19 protein-coding genes and 2 pseudogenes are annotated in these 15,732 nt (G+C 61.4%); 11 read left to right on the top strand and 10 right to left on the bottom strand.

The window, feature by feature from the left end; genetic code table 11:
- Positions 1-153 precede the first annotated feature (153 nt).
- From EN786_RS34130 to EN786_RS39050, 6 genes are all read left to right on the top strand, one after another.
- Positions 154-408: a hypothetical protein gene (locus EN786_RS34130; RefSeq protein ID WP_135909741.1), complete on the top strand. Its 255-nt coding sequence runs from the start codon at positions 154-156 to the stop codon at positions 406-408.
- 2 nt (positions 409-410) lie between these two features.
- Positions 411-1,553, top strand: a complete 1,143-nt coding sequence (locus EN786_RS34125) for a site-specific integrase (RefSeq protein WP_135909739.1) — start codon at positions 411-413, stop codon at positions 1,551-1,553.
- Positions 1,554-1,815: 262 nt separating this feature from the next.
- Positions 1,816-2,025: a hypothetical protein gene (locus EN786_RS34120; protein ID WP_135909737.1), complete on the top strand. Its 210-nt coding sequence runs from the start codon at positions 1,816-1,818 to the stop codon at positions 2,023-2,025.
- Between the two features lie 332 nt (positions 2,026-2,357).
- Positions 2,358-2,636, top strand: coding sequence for an antitoxin of toxin-antitoxin stability system (locus tag EN786_RS34115; RefSeq protein WP_135909735.1), 279 nt, complete (start codon positions 2,358-2,360; stop codon positions 2,634-2,636).
- A gap of 42 nt (positions 2,637-2,678) precedes the next feature.
- The gene (locus tag EN786_RS34110) at positions 2,679-2,915 is read left to right on the top strand and encodes a type II toxin-antitoxin system RelE/ParE family toxin (protein WP_246688812.1); all 237 of its coding nucleotides are present in this window, start codon (positions 2,679-2,681) and stop codon (positions 2,913-2,915) included.
- Between the two features lie 452 nt (positions 2,916-3,367).
- Positions 3,368-3,637, top strand: a complete 270-nt coding sequence (locus EN786_RS39050) for a hypothetical protein (protein WP_246688811.1) — start codon at positions 3,368-3,370, stop codon at positions 3,635-3,637.
- A gap of 1,092 nt (positions 3,638-4,729) precedes the next feature.
- Here the strand turns inward: EN786_RS39050 and EN786_RS34100 are convergent.
- Positions 4,730-5,047 (bottom strand): hypothetical protein, encoded by a 318-nt coding sequence (locus tag EN786_RS34100; RefSeq protein WP_135909732.1) that lies wholly within the window; start codon positions 5,045-5,047, stop codon positions 4,730-4,732.
- Between the two features lie 145 nt (positions 5,048-5,192).
- On the opposite strand from EN786_RS34100, the gene repA reads away from it, so the two are divergent.
- The 3 genes from repA (at position 5,193) to repC (ending at position 8,832) form a co-directional block, all read left to right on the top strand.
- On the top strand, positions 5,193-6,398 hold the full coding sequence (repA, locus tag EN786_RS34095; protein ID WP_135909747.1) for a plasmid partitioning protein RepA: 1,206 nt from the start codon (positions 5,193-5,195) through the stop codon (positions 6,396-6,398).
- A 67-nt stretch (positions 6,399-6,465) separates the two neighbouring features.
- A complete protein-coding gene (gene repB, locus EN786_RS34090; RefSeq protein WP_135909730.1) occupies positions 6,466-7,470 on the top strand; it encodes a plasmid partitioning protein RepB in 1,005 nt (334 codons plus the stop codon).
- Positions 7,471-7,626: 156 nt separating this feature from the next.
- The gene (repC, locus tag EN786_RS34085) at positions 7,627-8,832 is read left to right on the top strand and encodes a plasmid replication protein RepC (RefSeq protein WP_135909728.1); all 1,206 of its coding nucleotides are present in this window, start codon (positions 7,627-7,629) and stop codon (positions 8,830-8,832) included.
- Between the two features lie 318 nt (positions 8,833-9,150).
- On the opposite strand, the pseudogene EN786_RS34080 reads toward repC, so the two are convergent.
- The 9 genes and pseudogenes from EN786_RS34080 to EN786_RS38340 form a co-directional block, all read right to left on the bottom strand.
- Positions 9,151-10,324: pseudogene (locus tag EN786_RS34080) on the bottom strand (tyrosine-type recombinase/integrase).
- Positions 10,325-10,332: 8 nt separating this feature from the next.
- Positions 10,333-11,427: a hypothetical protein gene (locus EN786_RS34075; RefSeq protein ID WP_135909726.1), complete on the bottom strand. Its 1,095-nt coding sequence runs from the start codon at positions 11,425-11,427 to the stop codon at positions 10,333-10,335.
- A gap of 357 nt (positions 11,428-11,784) precedes the next feature.
- Positions 11,785-11,979 (bottom strand): annotated as a pseudogene (locus EN786_RS34070) (recombinase family protein); the annotation flags it as partial.
- Between the two features lie 67 nt (positions 11,980-12,046).
- Positions 12,047-12,331, bottom strand: coding sequence for a hypothetical protein (locus EN786_RS34065; RefSeq protein WP_135909722.1), 285 nt, complete (start codon positions 12,329-12,331; stop codon positions 12,047-12,049).
- A gap of 72 nt (positions 12,332-12,403) precedes the next feature.
- Positions 12,404-12,715: a helix-turn-helix transcriptional regulator gene (locus tag EN786_RS34060; RefSeq protein WP_135909721.1), complete on the bottom strand. Its 312-nt coding sequence runs from the start codon at positions 12,713-12,715 to the stop codon at positions 12,404-12,406.
- A complete protein-coding gene (locus EN786_RS39045; protein WP_246688810.1) occupies positions 12,712-12,918 on the bottom strand; it encodes a type II toxin-antitoxin system RelE/ParE family toxin in 207 nt (68 codons plus the stop codon). Before EN786_RS39045 ends, EN786_RS34060 begins: the two co-directional genes overlap by 4 nt.
- Complete coding sequence (locus EN786_RS39380; protein WP_281405027.1) at positions 12,915-13,046, bottom strand: hypothetical protein; 132 nt, start codon at positions 13,044-13,046, stop codon at positions 12,915-12,917. Before EN786_RS39380 ends, EN786_RS39045 begins: the two co-directional genes overlap by 4 nt.
- A gap of 78 nt (positions 13,047-13,124) precedes the next feature.
- A complete protein-coding gene (locus EN786_RS34050; protein ID WP_135909719.1) occupies positions 13,125-14,228 on the bottom strand; it encodes a tyrosine-type recombinase/integrase in 1,104 nt (367 codons plus the stop codon).
- Positions 14,229-14,429: 201 nt separating this feature from the next.
- Positions 14,430-14,870 carry a hypothetical protein gene (locus EN786_RS38340; RefSeq protein ID WP_210238918.1) on the bottom strand — a complete coding sequence of 147 codons (441 nt, stop codon included), beginning with the start codon at positions 14,868-14,870 and terminating at the stop codon, positions 14,430-14,432.
- A gap of 147 nt (positions 14,871-15,017) precedes the next feature.
- Between EN786_RS38340 and EN786_RS34040 the strand changes: the two genes are divergently transcribed.
- Both EN786_RS34040 and EN786_RS34035 read left to right on the top strand, forming a co-directional pair.
- Entirely contained in the window at positions 15,018-15,380 is a 363-nt protein-coding gene (locus EN786_RS34040) for a type II toxin-antitoxin system RelE/ParE family toxin (protein WP_135909716.1), read from the top strand.
- Positions 15,367-15,690 (top strand): DNA-binding transcriptional regulator, encoded by a 324-nt coding sequence (locus tag EN786_RS34035; protein WP_135909714.1) that lies wholly within the window; start codon positions 15,367-15,369, stop codon positions 15,688-15,690. Before EN786_RS34040 ends, EN786_RS34035 begins: the two co-directional genes overlap by 14 nt.
- Positions 15,691-15,732: the final 42 nt, after the last annotated feature.

Below are 15,732 nucleotides of genomic sequence, written 5' to 3'. Positions count from 1 at the left end.
CCTCGATCCCGACCATCAGGCGACGCCTGACCGTGGCCCTGGCCAACCGTCTGCAACGATGTCCGTGCTGCACAAGGGCCATGGACAGTCCGCGTCAGGCTCGCAATTTATGACGCAGTAGTACTAGGCCGCTATGAGGTCGGCGGCTTCAGGTTGGCGCGCCTCGCCGTGGCCCGGTCGGTCCATGGTGAGGGGCTGGGCTGCCAGTTGCTGCTTGCGGCGGCGTTGCGCTGCATTCGGGCCGCGGCCGAGGTTGGCGGCACCCTGATGTTCATCGATGCCAAGAATGAGCGTGTGGCGGCATGGTATCGATCCTACGGCGCGCTCGGTCTGGAGGATCGGCCTTTGTCGCTCTTCCTGCCGTTGGCGTCTTTCGAGGCCGCGCTTCGTCGTGGCGGGAGGCTTTGATCATGACGGCCGCCGACAAATCCAAAGGCCCCAGGCAGCACGACGATCTGCCGGACGTCATCGAGATCGTCCGTGCCATGGGACTCCCTGAGGTGGGCGAGGACACGGACCCTCCCTCCCCTGCCCTTCCGGCGGCCGCAGCTCAGGCGGATGATGGTCCGCGCCTGCCGGCGCATCTCGAGAAGCTCGCCGATCGAGCGCGGGACTATGTCGAAGCGGCAAGCTCCGCCAACACCCGCCGCGCCTATGCCGCCGACTGGAAGCATTTTTGCGCCTGGGCGCGGCGGCAGTCTTTTGACCCGCTGCCGCCAGATCCACAGACCGTCGGTCTCTATATCACCGCGCAGGCTTCAGGCGCTGGAGGGGCCAAAAAAACGGTGGCGACGATCGAGCGTCGTCTTTCTTCCTTGTCCTGGAATTATACGCAGCGTGGCCAGCCGTTGGATAGAAAAGACCGCCACATCGTGACTGTCATGGCCGGCATACGCAATACGCACGCCGCGCCGCCCCGGCAAAAGGATGCGATCCTGCCGGAGAATCTGATTGCCATGCTGGAAACGCTCGACCGCGGCACCCTGCGCGGGCTGCGCGACCGCGCCATGCTGCTGCTCGGCTTTGCCGGCGGCTTGCGCCGCTCCGAAATCGTCGGTCTCGACGCTGCCAGGGATCAGACGGAGGACGGCCGCGGCTGGGTCGAGGTTCTCGACAAAGGCCTATTGGTGACGCTGCGCGGCAAGACCGGCTGGCGCGAGGTCGAGATCGGCCGCGGCTCGTCCGACGCCACCTGCCCCGTCGTCGCCCTGCAGACCTGGCTGAAGCTCGCTCGCATCGCGCACGGACCGCTGTTCCGCCGCGTCACCGGCCAAGGCAAGGCTGTTGGCTCGGAGCGGCTGCACGACCAGGAGGTGGCCCGGTTGGTCAAGCGGGCGGCCTTGGCCGCCGGCGTGCGCAGCGATCTTCCGGAGGGCGAGCGGGAGATGAAATTTTCCGGGCACTCGCTGCGCGCGGGCCTCGCCTCCTCGGCCGAGGTCGACGAACGCTACGTGCAAAAGCAGCTCTGGCATGCCTCGGCCGAGATGACCCGAAAGTATCAGCGGCGCCGCGACCGATTCCGGGTCAATCTCACCAAGGCGAGTGGCCTGTAGGAGGTCGGGAAAGTCCCCTCCCCTTCCTGTTTGAATCGAAAAACGAGTGCTTTTCCGTCAAAAGCCCGGCATGATCAGTCTCAACGACGGAAAATAGGTCCGTATCGGACGATATCGCGGACTGCGCCAGGAGAAACGGCTTGCCCAGCGAGCTTGACGGTGCAAACACTCGAGGAGTGTTTTGGCGCGAACGCAATACCCATCGCGCTCCTGACCCTAGCCCGAATTGGCCAACAAATCGTTAACGCAGGAGCGCGCATCGATGGAAACCAGGATCATCGACAGCCGTAACGATTTTGCGCAATGGGCAATCGATAGGTCCAATGCGATCCTGACGGATCAGGGTTCGGAACTCGCCACCGCGGCCCGCAAGGGAAACGAAGCCCAGATCACTGAGACAGCACAGGCGCTCGGCCAGGCGATCGTCGATGCACTGATCGAGGCGTTCGATGGTCTCGCCGGCGACGAATGAGCCACCGCTAGCCGACACGACTGGCTGCGCCAACGGAAACGACGGCCGGTACGCGCGCTCCCAAATCCATCCAGCCATCATGATTTCAAACTTCGCTGAATCCGCCTCGGCGGCATCGCGAGAGCCTCGCTCGGGCAACAACACCGTCGACGTCGAGCGGCTATCCGACAAGCATGTCACTCGCCCGGTAAGGCGGCCGCGCTTTGCCCTCCTCACCAAGGTGTCCTTTGAGCAAGCCCCATCCCCCCATGAGGGCGGTCGACTTTGCCGGCTTGCCGGCTGGTGATGACAACGTATATACTTCATGAGTATCTAGCCCGCAGGAGCCGAGCATGCCGAAAGAGGCGGTTTTCACGTTGAAGCTCGAACCGGAGCTGCGCGACGCCTTCATAGCCGAAACCGAAGCCGACCATCGGCCGGCATCGCAGGTGGTTCGCGAGCTGATGCGTGATTACATTGAGCGCCGGCGCGAAGAGCGGGAGTATGACGAGTTCCTCCGCCGCAAGGTCGAGGTCGCGCGGTCCTCGATGCGGGCCGGCCGAGGCCGGACGAATGATGAGATCGAGGCTGACTTCGCCGCCCGGCGTGCCAAGACGGCAAGCCAGGCGTGAGGGTCGTAAGGACGCCAGAGGCCGAACAGGACCGAGCCGACATTGGGACGACATTGCGGCCGACAGCCCGTCAGCGGCCGCTCGGATGGACCAGCTTTTCAGCGACGCAGTGGCGAGGCTGCGGATTTCCCCAAGCTCGGCCGCATCGGAAAAATCACCGGCACGCGCGAGCTGATTCCACATGAGAGCTACCGTCTGGTTTACCAAGTCGAAGGCGAAAACTTGTGGGTGCTGGCTCTGGTGCATACAGCTCGCCGGTGGCCGCCGACAAAAGAGTAAGGCGGGGCTGATGTCAAAGGCAGGATTTTCGCGCCACACTCCCGTAAATGCACCCCGCAAGGACCGAAATTTGGGCTAGAATTTCAGCTTACGCTTCAACTGAGATCGGAAACTAAAGACTACAGCGTTTATCACAATCACTCTTGTCGACACTGATTGGTCTCGCCGCCCAGATCCGCGAAAATTCTGACCTTGGATCGTTGGGCGGCCCTGGAAACGCAGGGCTTTGTGGCCTTTTCCTTGATCTGGTTTAATGGAATCGCTCGCCCTGCTTGAGTGGACCACCTGGATGTGAGGAGCGCCGGAACGACAATAGAGCCGATCCGCTTGCCCGATGCCCGCCACCGTCGAGGCCGAGCTCGCATCTCTGGAGGGGTAGTCGGACGATGCCGAGCTCGCCCCTGCCCTCAACAAGGACTTTCCAGGTTTTGCCTTCACTGTCGGGACCATCGATGATCCTTATTGGTGGAACCCTCACGCCGTTATCGCTGCTGACGGCACGCGCTGCGGCGAGGATCGCGCCTGGGTCGAGAGGGCAGCTGGCCGAACTCAACGGCGATCTCACCGCCTTCTGGAACCGGCATCGCGAGGACGGGAAGAACTTCGCCGAATGGCGCGGCGCCAGCCCCTTCGCCTTTGCACCGACCGGACCGGGCGTCGCCGACTTCGTGCAACTCTCGCTCGGCCGCGAGTTCGAGGTCCTGGCCGGCCCCGCAGTTTGATCCCAACTACCGCCCCAACAGCATCGACCATCTCTTAGAGCCGAGCCTGCCATTGACGCGCCACTACTTTCCGGACCCGTCTACCGCCTGCTCGGTATCGTCCATATGCGGAGTTTTTTGGCGCGCCGTGGGCGCCTTGGACGCGAGCAACGCGAGGCGAGGCGGCCCGAGCTCGAAAACCGCATCATCCGTGAGGTCGGCCCCGACGGCACGCGCGACAGAGCGTTTTAGACGCCGATCCGGACTGGTTCATTTTCGTGCCGCGCGATGTCCGCTTTTTTGCCGACTGGGAGCGATCGAGCGCGGCCACCGACTGCGTCTTTGCCCACTGGGCCTTCGACATCCACGAGGCCTGCCCTTCGCCCGGTTCTTTCTGATGACGCACGGACACTGGGTTGATCCGAATGTCGGCCACGCGATCGCCGAACGCCTCCGCGCGAGACGGGTGCGGCTGCCCGACCAAGATGCTGCCATTCTGCTAGCCTGGGCCGACAAGCCGTATCTGTTCTGAGTGGCTGCCATGAATTCATGTGCCAAAGCTCGCATCCCAAGCAAAGCTGACGGCGCGCCAACGTCATCGACGCGCTCGATTAGGTCTGCCGTTCGATCGCCGCGTGTTTCTGGCTAGGTGCCATCTGGGAAAGGAAGACACTGGCGAGACCTCGTTAAACGCGCTTGCGTCGGACGTCGGCTATCTCGAAGCGTAGTTGCCAGGCCGTCATAGGTCGGCTGCTGCACTTCGGCGCCGGAGGGCGCTGCTGATCAAGTTCGTCGCGCATCGTCCGTGGGATCCCGCCAAGCGCGATCGTTTGTCCACGCACGACATGCCGGAAGACGTGGCAGCGGCCCTGAAGGCGCAAGGCCTGTTGTGTCTCGACGGCCCGCACGCGCCCGCAGGTCCCCTGGCGGCTGTCGAGATGGTGACGCTTGGCTTGGCGGGAGTTCACGCTCTGGGCGGGGGCACGACCGTCCGCCGTCGGCCATGCGCGCGGCGGACCGCAATGGCATATCGAATAGACTGCCGTCTAAATGGCAAAAAAAGCTAGTGAAAACAGTCTTTTGGCCGTTCAGATTGCCGGAAATGTGTCTCTTTCACGAAGCCGGATTCTTCGAGAACGCGGACAGCGCCGGTCCGACAGACGCAATGATGCGGTGAATGGGGAAGTTGCAGAAGGCGCATTCGGTCAAACCGGGACCGCTTCGGTAGCCTATTTTGATTCCAATATCGCTGCCTAGAGTAGACCAGATCTGCGCGAGCCGGTTATCACTCTCGAATGTCTTGAGGCCGGAATCGCCGACAACCCTTCGATCCTCCTTGCGCTCAGATGGAACAGTCCCCGCTTGCATGCAAACCGTCGGATCGCATTCCCAACCTGCCCGGGACACACGGGTGCCGAGTTTCAAAATCACACAACCAGTTCCGCACAGCTTTCTGGCACAGTTAGCGTTAACCTTTTGTTAACTTAAAATTTCTTGTCGGCAGGAACGAATCGGACATAATGACGGCATTCGAAAGAATTTCGCCGAAATGCCGTCACTTGAGGTTCCGGAAAACATGAACGTATTAGCGCCCGTGTCGAAACCTTTGTTCGACGACACCATTCTGGCACAAGGCCGCGAGATTTCCCGGAAACTGAACCAGCTTCGTTTCGAGACATTCCCGCCGAACGCAAGGAAGACCTTGCGGCAATTCTCACTCGGGGAAGCGGCGTATTTCCTCGGGGTTTCGACTAGCAATCTCAAGAAGCTGCACCTGGAAGGCAAAGGTGTCGAGCCAACTATACACGCCGGGGGTCGGCGGACATATTCGGCCGAGCAGATCATGGAGCTGCGTCATTGGCTCGACCGTCACGGCCGAGCCGATGTGAAGAAATACGTTCCTCACCGCCGCAGGGGAGAGAAGCTGCAGGTCGTTGCTGTTGTTAATTTCAAGGGGGGCAGCGGAAAGACGACGACGGCCGCACACCTTGCGCAACATCTGGCGCTAACCGGGCACCGTGTACTGGCCATCGACCTTGACCCACAGGCTTCGCTGTCGGCCCTCCACGGCATCCAACCCGAACTCGACAAGAATCCGTCGATCTATGAAGCGATCCGCTACGACGACGAGCGGAAGCTCATCACCGACGTAATTTTGCCGACAAACTTTCCAGGCCTTGAACTTATCCCTGCATCGCTCGAATTGCAGGAATATGAGTACGACACTCCACTGGCGATGCAGGATAAGAATTCCGTCGCCGGCAAGACGTTTTGGAATCGCATCGAAAAGGTATTGCAGGAGGTCGATGACCGTTATGACGTGGTCGTAATCGATTGTCCGCCCCAGCTCGGCTATTTGACACTGACTGCTCTGTCGGCGGCGAGTTCGGTGCTGATCACTGTACATCCGCAGATGCTCGACCTGATGTCGATGTCGCAGTTCCTTCTGATGCTCGGCGACATCCTGAAGACAATTCGCCAGGCGGGCGGCGAAGTAGATTTAGATTGGTTCAGATATTTGATCACTCGATACGAGCCGACCGACGTCCCGCAAGCCCAGATGGTCGGATTCATGCAGTCAATGCTCGCGTCGCAAATGCTCAAGACGCCGATGTTGAAATCGACCGCTATTTCGGATGCTGGGCTGACGAAGCAGACGCTTTATGAGGTCGAGAAATCCGGGATGAATAGGGCAACGTACGACCGCGCCATGGAGTCGATGGAAGCGGTTAACGCGGAAATCAGAGAACTAATCCACGGGGCCTGGGGACGTGCGAAATAGACGGCCGTCTAAGTCAGGTTTTAATGCAATGAAATCAGATGAATGACCCCAATTTTGGGACGCTGAAATGGCAAGAAAGCACATTTTCGACAATTTGATGCGGGAATCCGCGCCCGAAACGGCAGAAGATGGCGAGCCAGCTTCCGGGTTTCGCAAATTCGGAGCGGCGAGGTCCATCTCATCGTCGATCGATGAACTGGCCAGGCAAGCCTCCAAGCTCGCCGAAGGCGAAACGGTTATTGAAATTGATCCCGACCTGGTCGAGAGGTCATTTGTGCCTGATCGCATGAGCGTTGATGAGGACGACGCATACCAAGAACTGCTGGAGGCCGTCAGGGAGAGGGGACAGGATACCCCAATCCTTCTAAGACCCCATCCCAGCGCCGAAGGCCGCTACATGGCCGTTTTCGGACACCGACGGGTGAGAGTTGCCAAACAACTCGGCAGGCCTGTCCGCGCAGTGGTGAAGACGCTGGCAGACATCGACCACGTTGTCGCACAAGGGCAGGAGAACTCCGCACGCGCCAACCTTACGTTCATTGAGCGTGTTATGTTCGCCCAGCAGCTGGGCGGGCTTGGGTTCAGCCGCGAAACCATCCAATCTGCTCTGTCGGTCGACTACCAGACGCTCTCTAAGATGCTGACGATTCCGAAAGCTATCCCTGCGGTCATCATTGATGCGATTGGGCCGGCCAAAGGGATTGGACGCGACCGGTGGTTGGATCTTCGGAAGCTCGTCGAGAACCCGAAGAACACGCCAATTGCCAACAGCTATGTGGCCAGCGAAGAGTTCGCGGCCGCGGATTCTGACGAGCGTTTCAACTTGCTCTTTGATTTTCTGAACGGAGCAAAGTCCAACAAGGCGATCAGGAAAGGGCTCGCTCCGCGGATCAACAGAACCTGGGCACCGGCCGACAAATCAGTCGCCGCGACGATTAAAAACAATGGAAAGGCCTTCAGTCTGGCGCTGAAAGCGAAAGACGCGGCCGAGTTCGGCGAATACATTTCGGAGAACCTGGACAGCCTTTACGAGGCATTCAGGACATCGAAGAAAGAGGCAACAGGAGACTAAACCGCAAAAGAAAAAGGCCCCCGAACGTCACCGTCGCGGAAGCCCTTCTCAACCATAAGCAAGCTGAGAATCACATTTTCGCGAATCACTGTCAAGAGTCTTTGGCGTCGTTTTGGCGAGCAGATTTCTTTTGCCTAATTGAAGGTGAAGGAAGAAATGGAGACGGGTATTGCAACGACGCCCTTTGGGCGGCGGCCGATGTCGCTTGCCCTGCTGGCAGCGCAAAACGAGTCACGTGAGATCCCCAAGGGCAGGGTCGTCGACAAGTGGCAGATCTACCGCAACCTCTGCGAGGGCAAGAGCATCGTCGGCATCGGCGATCGTGCTCTGGCCGTCCTGAATGCGTTGCTATCTTTCTATCCTGACAGTGAGTTGAGTGAGGAAAACGACCTCATCGTCTTTCCCTCGAACGCACAGCTGTCGCTCAGGGCGCACGGAATGCCCGAGCCCACGGTCAGGCGGCACCTGGCGGCTCTTGTGGACTGCGGACTGATCACCCGTCGGGATAGCCCGAACGGCAAGCGTTACGCCCGCAAGGGCAGGGGAGGGGAGATCGAGGAAGCCTTCGGCTTCTCCCTGGCGCCGCTGCTGGCCCGTGCTTACGAGTTCGAGGCCGCCGCCGAGCGTGTTCGCGCCGACAACAGGGCGCTCAAGCTTATGCGCGAGCGGATCACCTTGCACCGCCGTGACATCCACAAGCTGATCGAGGCGGCCGTCAACGAAGATGTCCCGGGCGACTGGGGAGGCCTTTGGAAGCGTTTCCGCCAGGTTGTGGAGGCTATTCCGCGCCGAGCCTGCAATGCCGAGCTCGAGCCTATCGTTGCCGATCTGGCCGCCTTGCGTGATGATGTGGGTAAGCTGCTGGAAACTCATATGAAATCCACGAATCCGAGCGGCAATGACTCTCAAAACGAGCGGCAGCAATCTGATTCAAATACCGACTCTCTTTTTGAATTTGAACCTGCTTTAGAGAAAAGCGGGGCGACGGCCGAGCCCAGCACGAGAACCGCAGAGCGCCCAAAAAGGTATCCGCTGGGGCTGGTGCTGAAAGCCTGCCCCGAAATTGCGGACTACGCCGTCGATGGGATCGACAATTGGCGCGATTTCATGATTACCGCCGCCCAGGTGCGGGGCTACCTTGGCGTCTCGCCGTCGGCGTATGAGGAGGCCTGCCATGCGATGGGCCAGGAAACCGCCGCGATCGTGATTGCCTGCATCCTGCAACGCGCTCAGCACATCAATTCCGCCGGCGGATACCTGCGCGTGCTGACTGACAAGGCCAGGGCAGGGGCGTTTTCGGTCGGACCGATGCTGATGGCGGCGCTGAAGGCGAACGGCGCCACGGCGAGGATGGCGGGGTGAGCACGGGGACGGTCTCAAGGGTGTCGGTATGAAGCTGAAGGACCTGCATCGCGGCGCGAACGGCACTGGCGGAACTCCGCTTGTCCGGACATTTTCCAAAGGCGGTCCTGGTCAATTCGATCCCGCGCCTCGACCGAGTCGCGATCCGAGGTTCGTTTTGCCGCGGTCAGTTGCCTTGGGATCATTGTGCACTTTGTGCCGGGCACTGCCTTTGGTCTCGACATCTCCCTGCAGCGTAAGGGCGGGAGCTTGTTGCACGGTGCGTTCCGCGCGAAACGGCATGCGCGCGCCGCGAGCGACCGGCACCATCATCCGGATCTATATGATCACCCGCGCCGCCCGGCCGAGCGTGCGTTCGGCATCGTTGTAGTAGTTCGACGCCTGCTGCACCGAACGATGCTGCGACTGCTGCATGGCTTCCGGCAGCGGAATGCCGCGGCGGGCGGTTTCGGTGAGATAGCCGGAGCGCAGGCCATGGGCGGAAAATGCCATCTGATCAAGCCCGGCCTCGGCGACGCGGCGCTTCAGGATCAGGTTGACGGCCTGCGGCGTCAGAGCGCGTTTTTTGAGATTGCCCCAGCGGTCGATGCCGCGAAACACGGCGCCTTCCCTGATCCCGGCGCGCTCGAGCCAGCCTTTCAGGGTCAGAACAGGCCGGCCGACGAGCAGCACGAAGGCGTCGCTGTCGGCCTGTGTCGTTTTTGTCCGGCCGAGCCGGATCGACAGACAGGGCAGTTTTTCGCCGCCGGGATTCTTAGGATCGGCCGGCACCGGCTCTTCTTCGACGATCTGCTCGAACCTGAGTGAAGCAATCTCGCTGCGGCGGCGGCCGCCGGAGGCAAAGGCGGTGATGAGAAGGGCGCGGTCGCGCACGTCGACGAGACGGTTGCCAGCGCAGGTGTTGAGCAGGGTGGCCAAAACATCCGCGGTCACCGCCTTTTTGCTCTTGCGGCCCCGGGGGCGGGCGCTGGCGCGCACGGCGAGTTTTATGGCGCTGCGCAGGCCTGGCGCGTTGAATTTTCCCCTAAGACCGCGCCATTTGGTCAGCGTCGACCAGCTGGACAGACGCCGGCGCACGGTGTTCGGCGCGTGCGGTCCGTCGACGCGCAACAGGCCTTGGGTCCTGAGCGCTGCAGCCACCTCTTCGGGCATGCCGTGCGTGGACAAAAGATCGCGTTTTGCAGGATCCCACAGGTGATGGGCGACGAATTTTATCAGCAGCGCCTCCGGCGCCCGGCCAGGGCAGTGAAAAACCGGTCGCGGCCAGCGACCAGGCCTCGAGGTAACCGAGATCCGAGGCCAGGGCGCGCAAAGAATTCTCGCCGATGCCTTCTTTGGCGAGATGGCGCAGCGTGGCGACGTCGTCGGCGGTCAAAAGTTCGGCCAGAAAATCGCGGCGGTCGAATGGCAGCACCGAATCGAGGGCATCGAGCGCCTCCGCGCGGCGCAGCTTTTGGTCGGATGCGGGTTTTGGCGGCAGGCGAAGATCCATGTCGGCGCTCAGAACAGATATTTTTTGTCTGCCCAGGCGAGCAGCACGGCGGCGTCGCGGTCTGGCAAACGCACCCGTCCTTGGCGCAGGCCCTCAGCGATCGCATCGCCGACGTCCGGATCGACCCAGTGCCCGTGCGTCATAAAAAAGAACCAGGCGAAGGGCAGGCCCATCTCGGCGTCGATCGCCTCGGTGCGCTCCATCAGCCGGTGCACCGAGATATTGACTCCCAACGCCAGCTTCCCGGCGGGCATTTTGAGCGGCCGCGGGATAAAACCGATCTCGCGCCGGCCACGATCTTCAAGATCGTGGATGTCGAAGGCCCAATGGTCAAAAATGCGGTGGGCGCAAGCGCTCGACCGCTCCCAGTCGGCAAAAAAACGGTTCTCGCGCGGCACAAAATCGAACCAGTCCGGATTGGCGTCCAAAAACGCGGTGTCGCGCGTGCCGTCGGGCCCGACCTCGCGGATGACGCGGTTCTCGAGCTCTGGCCGCCCCGCCGCCCGCTGCTCGCGCTCGACGCGGTCCCGGCGCGCCAAGAAACTCCGCATGTGGACGATGCCGCCGCCGGCGCGGCCGCGCAGCCGGTAGACTGGTCCTGCGAGCGGCTGCGCCTCGGCAGCGGAATCGCGCAAAACCCAGGTCGGCTCGAAGAGATGGTCGACGCTGTCGGGGCGATAATCGGGATCGACCACGGGTCCGGCCAAAACCTCGATCTCGCGGCCGAGCGAGATCTGCAAAAAATCGGCGACGCCCGGCCCGGTCGGCGCAAAGGCGTAGACGCTGGCGCCGCGCCATTCGGCGAATTTTTTTCCGTCCTCGCGATGCCGGTTCCAGAACGCGGCCAGATCGCCGCCCAGTTCGGCCAGCCCCCTCTCGATCCAGGCGCGGTGGTCGCCGCAGCGCGTGCCGTCGGCGGCGACAACAGCGTGAGGGTTGCACCAATAAAAATCGTCAATCGTCACGACGGTGAAGGCAAAGCCTGGAAAGGCCTTGTTGAGGGCAGGGGCGAGCTCGGCGTCGGCCGACTGCGGCTCCAGAGATGCGAGGACGGTTTCGACGGAAGCGGGGTCAGGCAGGCGGACGGGTTTTTCTTCGCTCATGCCAGACGGCCTTTTTCGCGGCGGAATAGCCGCGCCTTGCGTCATTCTTGCTCGCGAGCGACGTCGCCGGCGGGCTCTGGAGGACGATTCTGGCTGATTTGCGCCGCAAAAACAATCACTATCGATAAGAGGTGATTATCGATAGTGAGCTTTCTCACCAGCATCATCGCCTGTGACGGAAGTGAGTAGTAGGATAGTTTCCGTTACGCGAATCGGCTACAACAGAGTCAATGGCTTACGATCTTTCGAAATTGGCCTTGAACACACCCTGCTGGGGCCGCTCACCCGCGGCGATGTCGCTTTTACTTCCCGATTTCAATTGAAACGCTAAGGTGAAAATCCCGTCCTTTGGCGGCTTCAACCGGGGAGGGAAGCCCCCTTCTCTTCCAAATGCCCGATCACCTGAAGCAGATGGCTCACGGAGCGAGCGAGACGGTCCAGGCGGACGATGACGAGAACCTCGCCAGCGCGGATTTCGCGCGACAAGCGTGCTCGTTCCGCGCGAGGGCTCGAAGCCGACATGTCCCGTTCGGTCGTCGATACGCGAGCGCAACCATAAGTCTGCCAGAGCTGTGTTTCTTCGCGCCCGGCATCTTGTCAAGCGATCCGGGGGGAGCTTTCAGGACTCTGAAAAGTCCCGCCATTCCCGGACGATCTCCTCAAAATCCGCCTTGTAGCCAAGAGCGTCCGGATAGCTCTGCCGACGTGCAATGAGCCCGAACACAATTTGCATGTCCCTGGCGATTTCAGTATCGACATTCCATAAATGCGTCAGGTCGAAACCACCACAGTCATGGGCATTCCACCAGGCGAGCAGGAAGTCTGCGACGCGCCCGCACTGGCCGGATTCTCCCTTGGCGATCGCGATCAGCCGCTCAAGCGCTTCTTGCTCGTCTTTGTTCATCTGGTTCCTTCCTCGTTCACACATCCAACCGCCGCAGGGCACCGCCGTCACCGACGGAGCAAGCTTGCGCCATCAGGCGGCGACAGTGCCGCGTCCGGTCTTCTCGACGGTGACGGTCACCTTTCGGTCAAGCCGGTTCAGAACCCGCACAAGCCGGTCGATCGTAAACTTGCCGAGATGGGCGTTGCGGATGTTCGAAATGTCCGACGGTGTCACGCCGGTCAGCTCCGCCGCGGCTCTGACGGTGAGGTGCCGCCTGTTCAGGACAGCGATGATCTCGGCGGCCAGGAACGCTTTCATCTGCTTGGTATCGGCGTCGGGATCGCCCATGTCCGCGTAGGCGTTGCCGCTGCCTCTGACGATCTCGATCTTGTCCTCGCTCATGACTCCATCTCCCGTATTTGCTTTAGCCGCGTCTTGACGAGGTCGATCTCCTTCCTCGGCGTCGCGATGCCCTTGGTCGACTTCTTCTGAAAGGCATGCACAACCCAAATGGCATCGCCGATCTGGACCGCGTAGACCACCCGGTAAGCGTCGGAGCGATAGGGCAGGGCGATTTCCATCACGCCCGAACCCAGGTGCTTCATCGGTTTTGCCAGATGGCCTTCTGCCCGAAGCTTGCGATCGTCAGCGCGTCCAGCATGGTGTCCTGAACGGCCTTCGGAAACTTCCGAAAATCCTTCTGCGCGGCCTTGACCCAGGCGATTTCCCTCATGGCCGGGTATTATCAAATTTGATAACGCGATACAAGCGCGGCAGAACCGTGATCACCGAGCAGCAGGGGAGGGGACTCCTACAGACCGCTCGCCTTGGTGAGGTTGGTCCGGAACCGATCGCGCCGACGCTGATATTTGCGGGTCATCTCGGCCGAGGCATGGCCGAGCTGCTTCTGCACATAGCGCTCCTCGATCTCGGCCGACGATGCGAGGCCTGAGCGCAGCGAGTGCCCGGCGAACAGGAGCACGCGTTCTCCCTCCGGAAGATCGGCGCGGACGCCGGCGGCGAGCGCGGTCTGCTTGACCAGGCGCGCGACATGCTTGTCGGAAAGCCGCTCGACGTCGACAGTCTTGTTGTCCCGAAAAATGCGGCGGAAGAGAGGGCCTCGCGCGATGCGGCCGAAGCGGATCCAGGTCTCGAGCGCGGCCACGGGGCAAGAAAAATCGCTGGAGCCGCGGCCGACCTCGACCTCACGCCAGCCGGTCTTGCCGCGCAGCGTGACCAGCACGCCTTTGCCGGCAAAAATCTCGATCCAGCCGGCGCCGTCACTGTGGTCGTCGCGCACGACGTCGAGGCCGACGATTTCGGAGCGCCGCAGGCCGCCGGCGAAGCCGAGCAGTAGGATCGCCCGGTCGCGCAAGCCCCTCAGATCGTGGCCGAGGGTGTTGACCATCGCCTTGATGTCGTCGCCGAGCACGGCCTCTTTCTGCCGCGGCGGCTTGGCGTGCTTGCGGCGGATGCCGGCGAGCACTGTCGCGATGTGACGATCGGCGCGGTCGAGAGAAAAACCGCGCTGGGTAAAATTCCATCCCAATCCGGAGAGGCGCCGCTCGATGGTGGCGACGGAGAGCGGTTTCACGCCGCGCTTGACGTCGCCGGCAGCACAGGCGCTGATATAGAGCCCAATCGTTTGCGGCTCGGGCGGAAGCGGCTCAAAGCCGCTGCGGCGGCACCAGGACGTAAAATGCCGCCAATCCTTGGCGTAGGCGGTCTGTGTGTTTTGCGCGCTAGCGCGTTTGGCGTAGTCCCTGGCCGTTTCGACGAGGCTTTCCAGCCCGACCGGCAGGGGAGGGGACTTCTGCGGCTCGGCCGGCACGCGGCCCATCTCAAGGACGAGATCGACGATGTCGGGCAGGTCGCTGTCGTCGTGGCCTGTTGCGTCACCAATCGGTGAGGTCATCGGGGAACCGTCCTCCACGTTTGTTGAATAGCCGCCATGTTTCCTGGCCATGCTTCGAAACGATGAGACGTCTTGTGCCGTCCGGCGCCGCTTCGATCAACCCAAGACGCGCAAGGGGGACCATTGTCCGTTCGGCAATCGGTCTGTCGTCATATCTTTTGCCGGCCACGATGAGCTGCCATCCCGCGGTCCCGCGTTGCGTCACTGTCGGCACGAGATAGCCCTCGTCTTGGCGCATGCCATCGCGGCCAAAGCTTGCCAGGCAAACGCTCCAGAAGGCCTTGCGCGGCCGCGGCGGAATGAGCGCCCAATCGAGCGGGCCAGTTCTGAATTCCGGCTTTGCGGCTGCCGATCCGGCCGGGAGCCGGCAACGCCTTGTCGGTAGGCCCGTTCCAGGGCGCCGGCGATGGCGCCCGCTGTATCGACAGCCAGGCCATATTTTCGGTTGTAGCGATCCTTGGCGACGATGCTGCGGGCGATCTCGCGAAATTTTGCCTTGCGATAAGGATCGGCTGGGACTTGGGATGCGCTCTTTGTCACAAACGGCATTTCCGGGTTGACGATTGCCGCAGTTGCGTTCGACGGCGCGGTTGGACGATTGAAGAATGTGAGACCGATGATGCAGGCCACAATGTGAATCACGCGTGATGGCGCCAGCTTGCCGCCAAACGACGAGGCTGTCCACTTGGCGATTGCATGGATTTCCAGGGACCTTTCACGCCTCGGGGGACGTGGTCGAAGTGCTATCGTCGATCTTGAAATAGATAGCACCAGGTGCTATCTAAACCCATGACACGACGGACATTCAAGACGGCCTGGTTCGCCAAGGCGGCGCGCAAGGCGCGGATCAGCGACACTGCCCTATGCAAGGCGATCGAACAGGTGGCGGTGGGACAGGCGGATGATCTCGGCGGCGGCGTGTTCAAGAAGCGCCTGAACGATAACAGGCACCGCTCGATCATCCTGGCTGGTTTCGACCAGTTCTGGGTCTATGAATATCTGTTCGCCAAGCAGGACCGGGCCAACATCGATGACCATGAACTCGCGCAGTTCCGCAAGTTGGCCAAGGCCTATGCAGGTTTGACGGATCGGCAGATCGCCGAATTGCTTACAGACGGAGACTTCGTGGAGATATGCCATGAGCAAGACTAGAACTTACAAGTCCGACGCCTTTGAGGCGATCCATAGCTCGGCGCGCGCACTCTACAAGGTCGGGGCAATCGACAAGACGACGATGCGCAGCTTTGACGCGAGCTGCCTGACGGCGCCGGCGGCGATCGGGCCCGACGAGATCAAGGCGCTGCGCGAGAAGAACCATGTCAGCCAGCCGGTGTTCGCGCGTTATCTCAACACGTCGGAATCGACGGTGCAAAAGTGGGAGACTGGCGCCAAGCGGCCGAGCGGGATGGCGTTGAAACTGCTGTCCGTGGTCAAGAAGCACGGGCTGGCGGCGCTTGGCTAAGCGGATTTCGGATACGTCCGATAAGGCAAGCTTATCGGACAT

The sequence above is a fragment of the Mesorhizobium sp. M4B.F.Ca.ET.143.01.1.1 genome (genome assembly GCF_004792275.1).
GTDB classification, from domain to species: domain Bacteria; phylum Pseudomonadota; class Alphaproteobacteria; order Rhizobiales; family Rhizobiaceae; genus Mesorhizobium; species Mesorhizobium abyssinicae.
The sequence above is the reverse complement of the archived record's forward strand: the minus strand, read 5'-3'. Positions and strand labels throughout refer to the sequence as shown.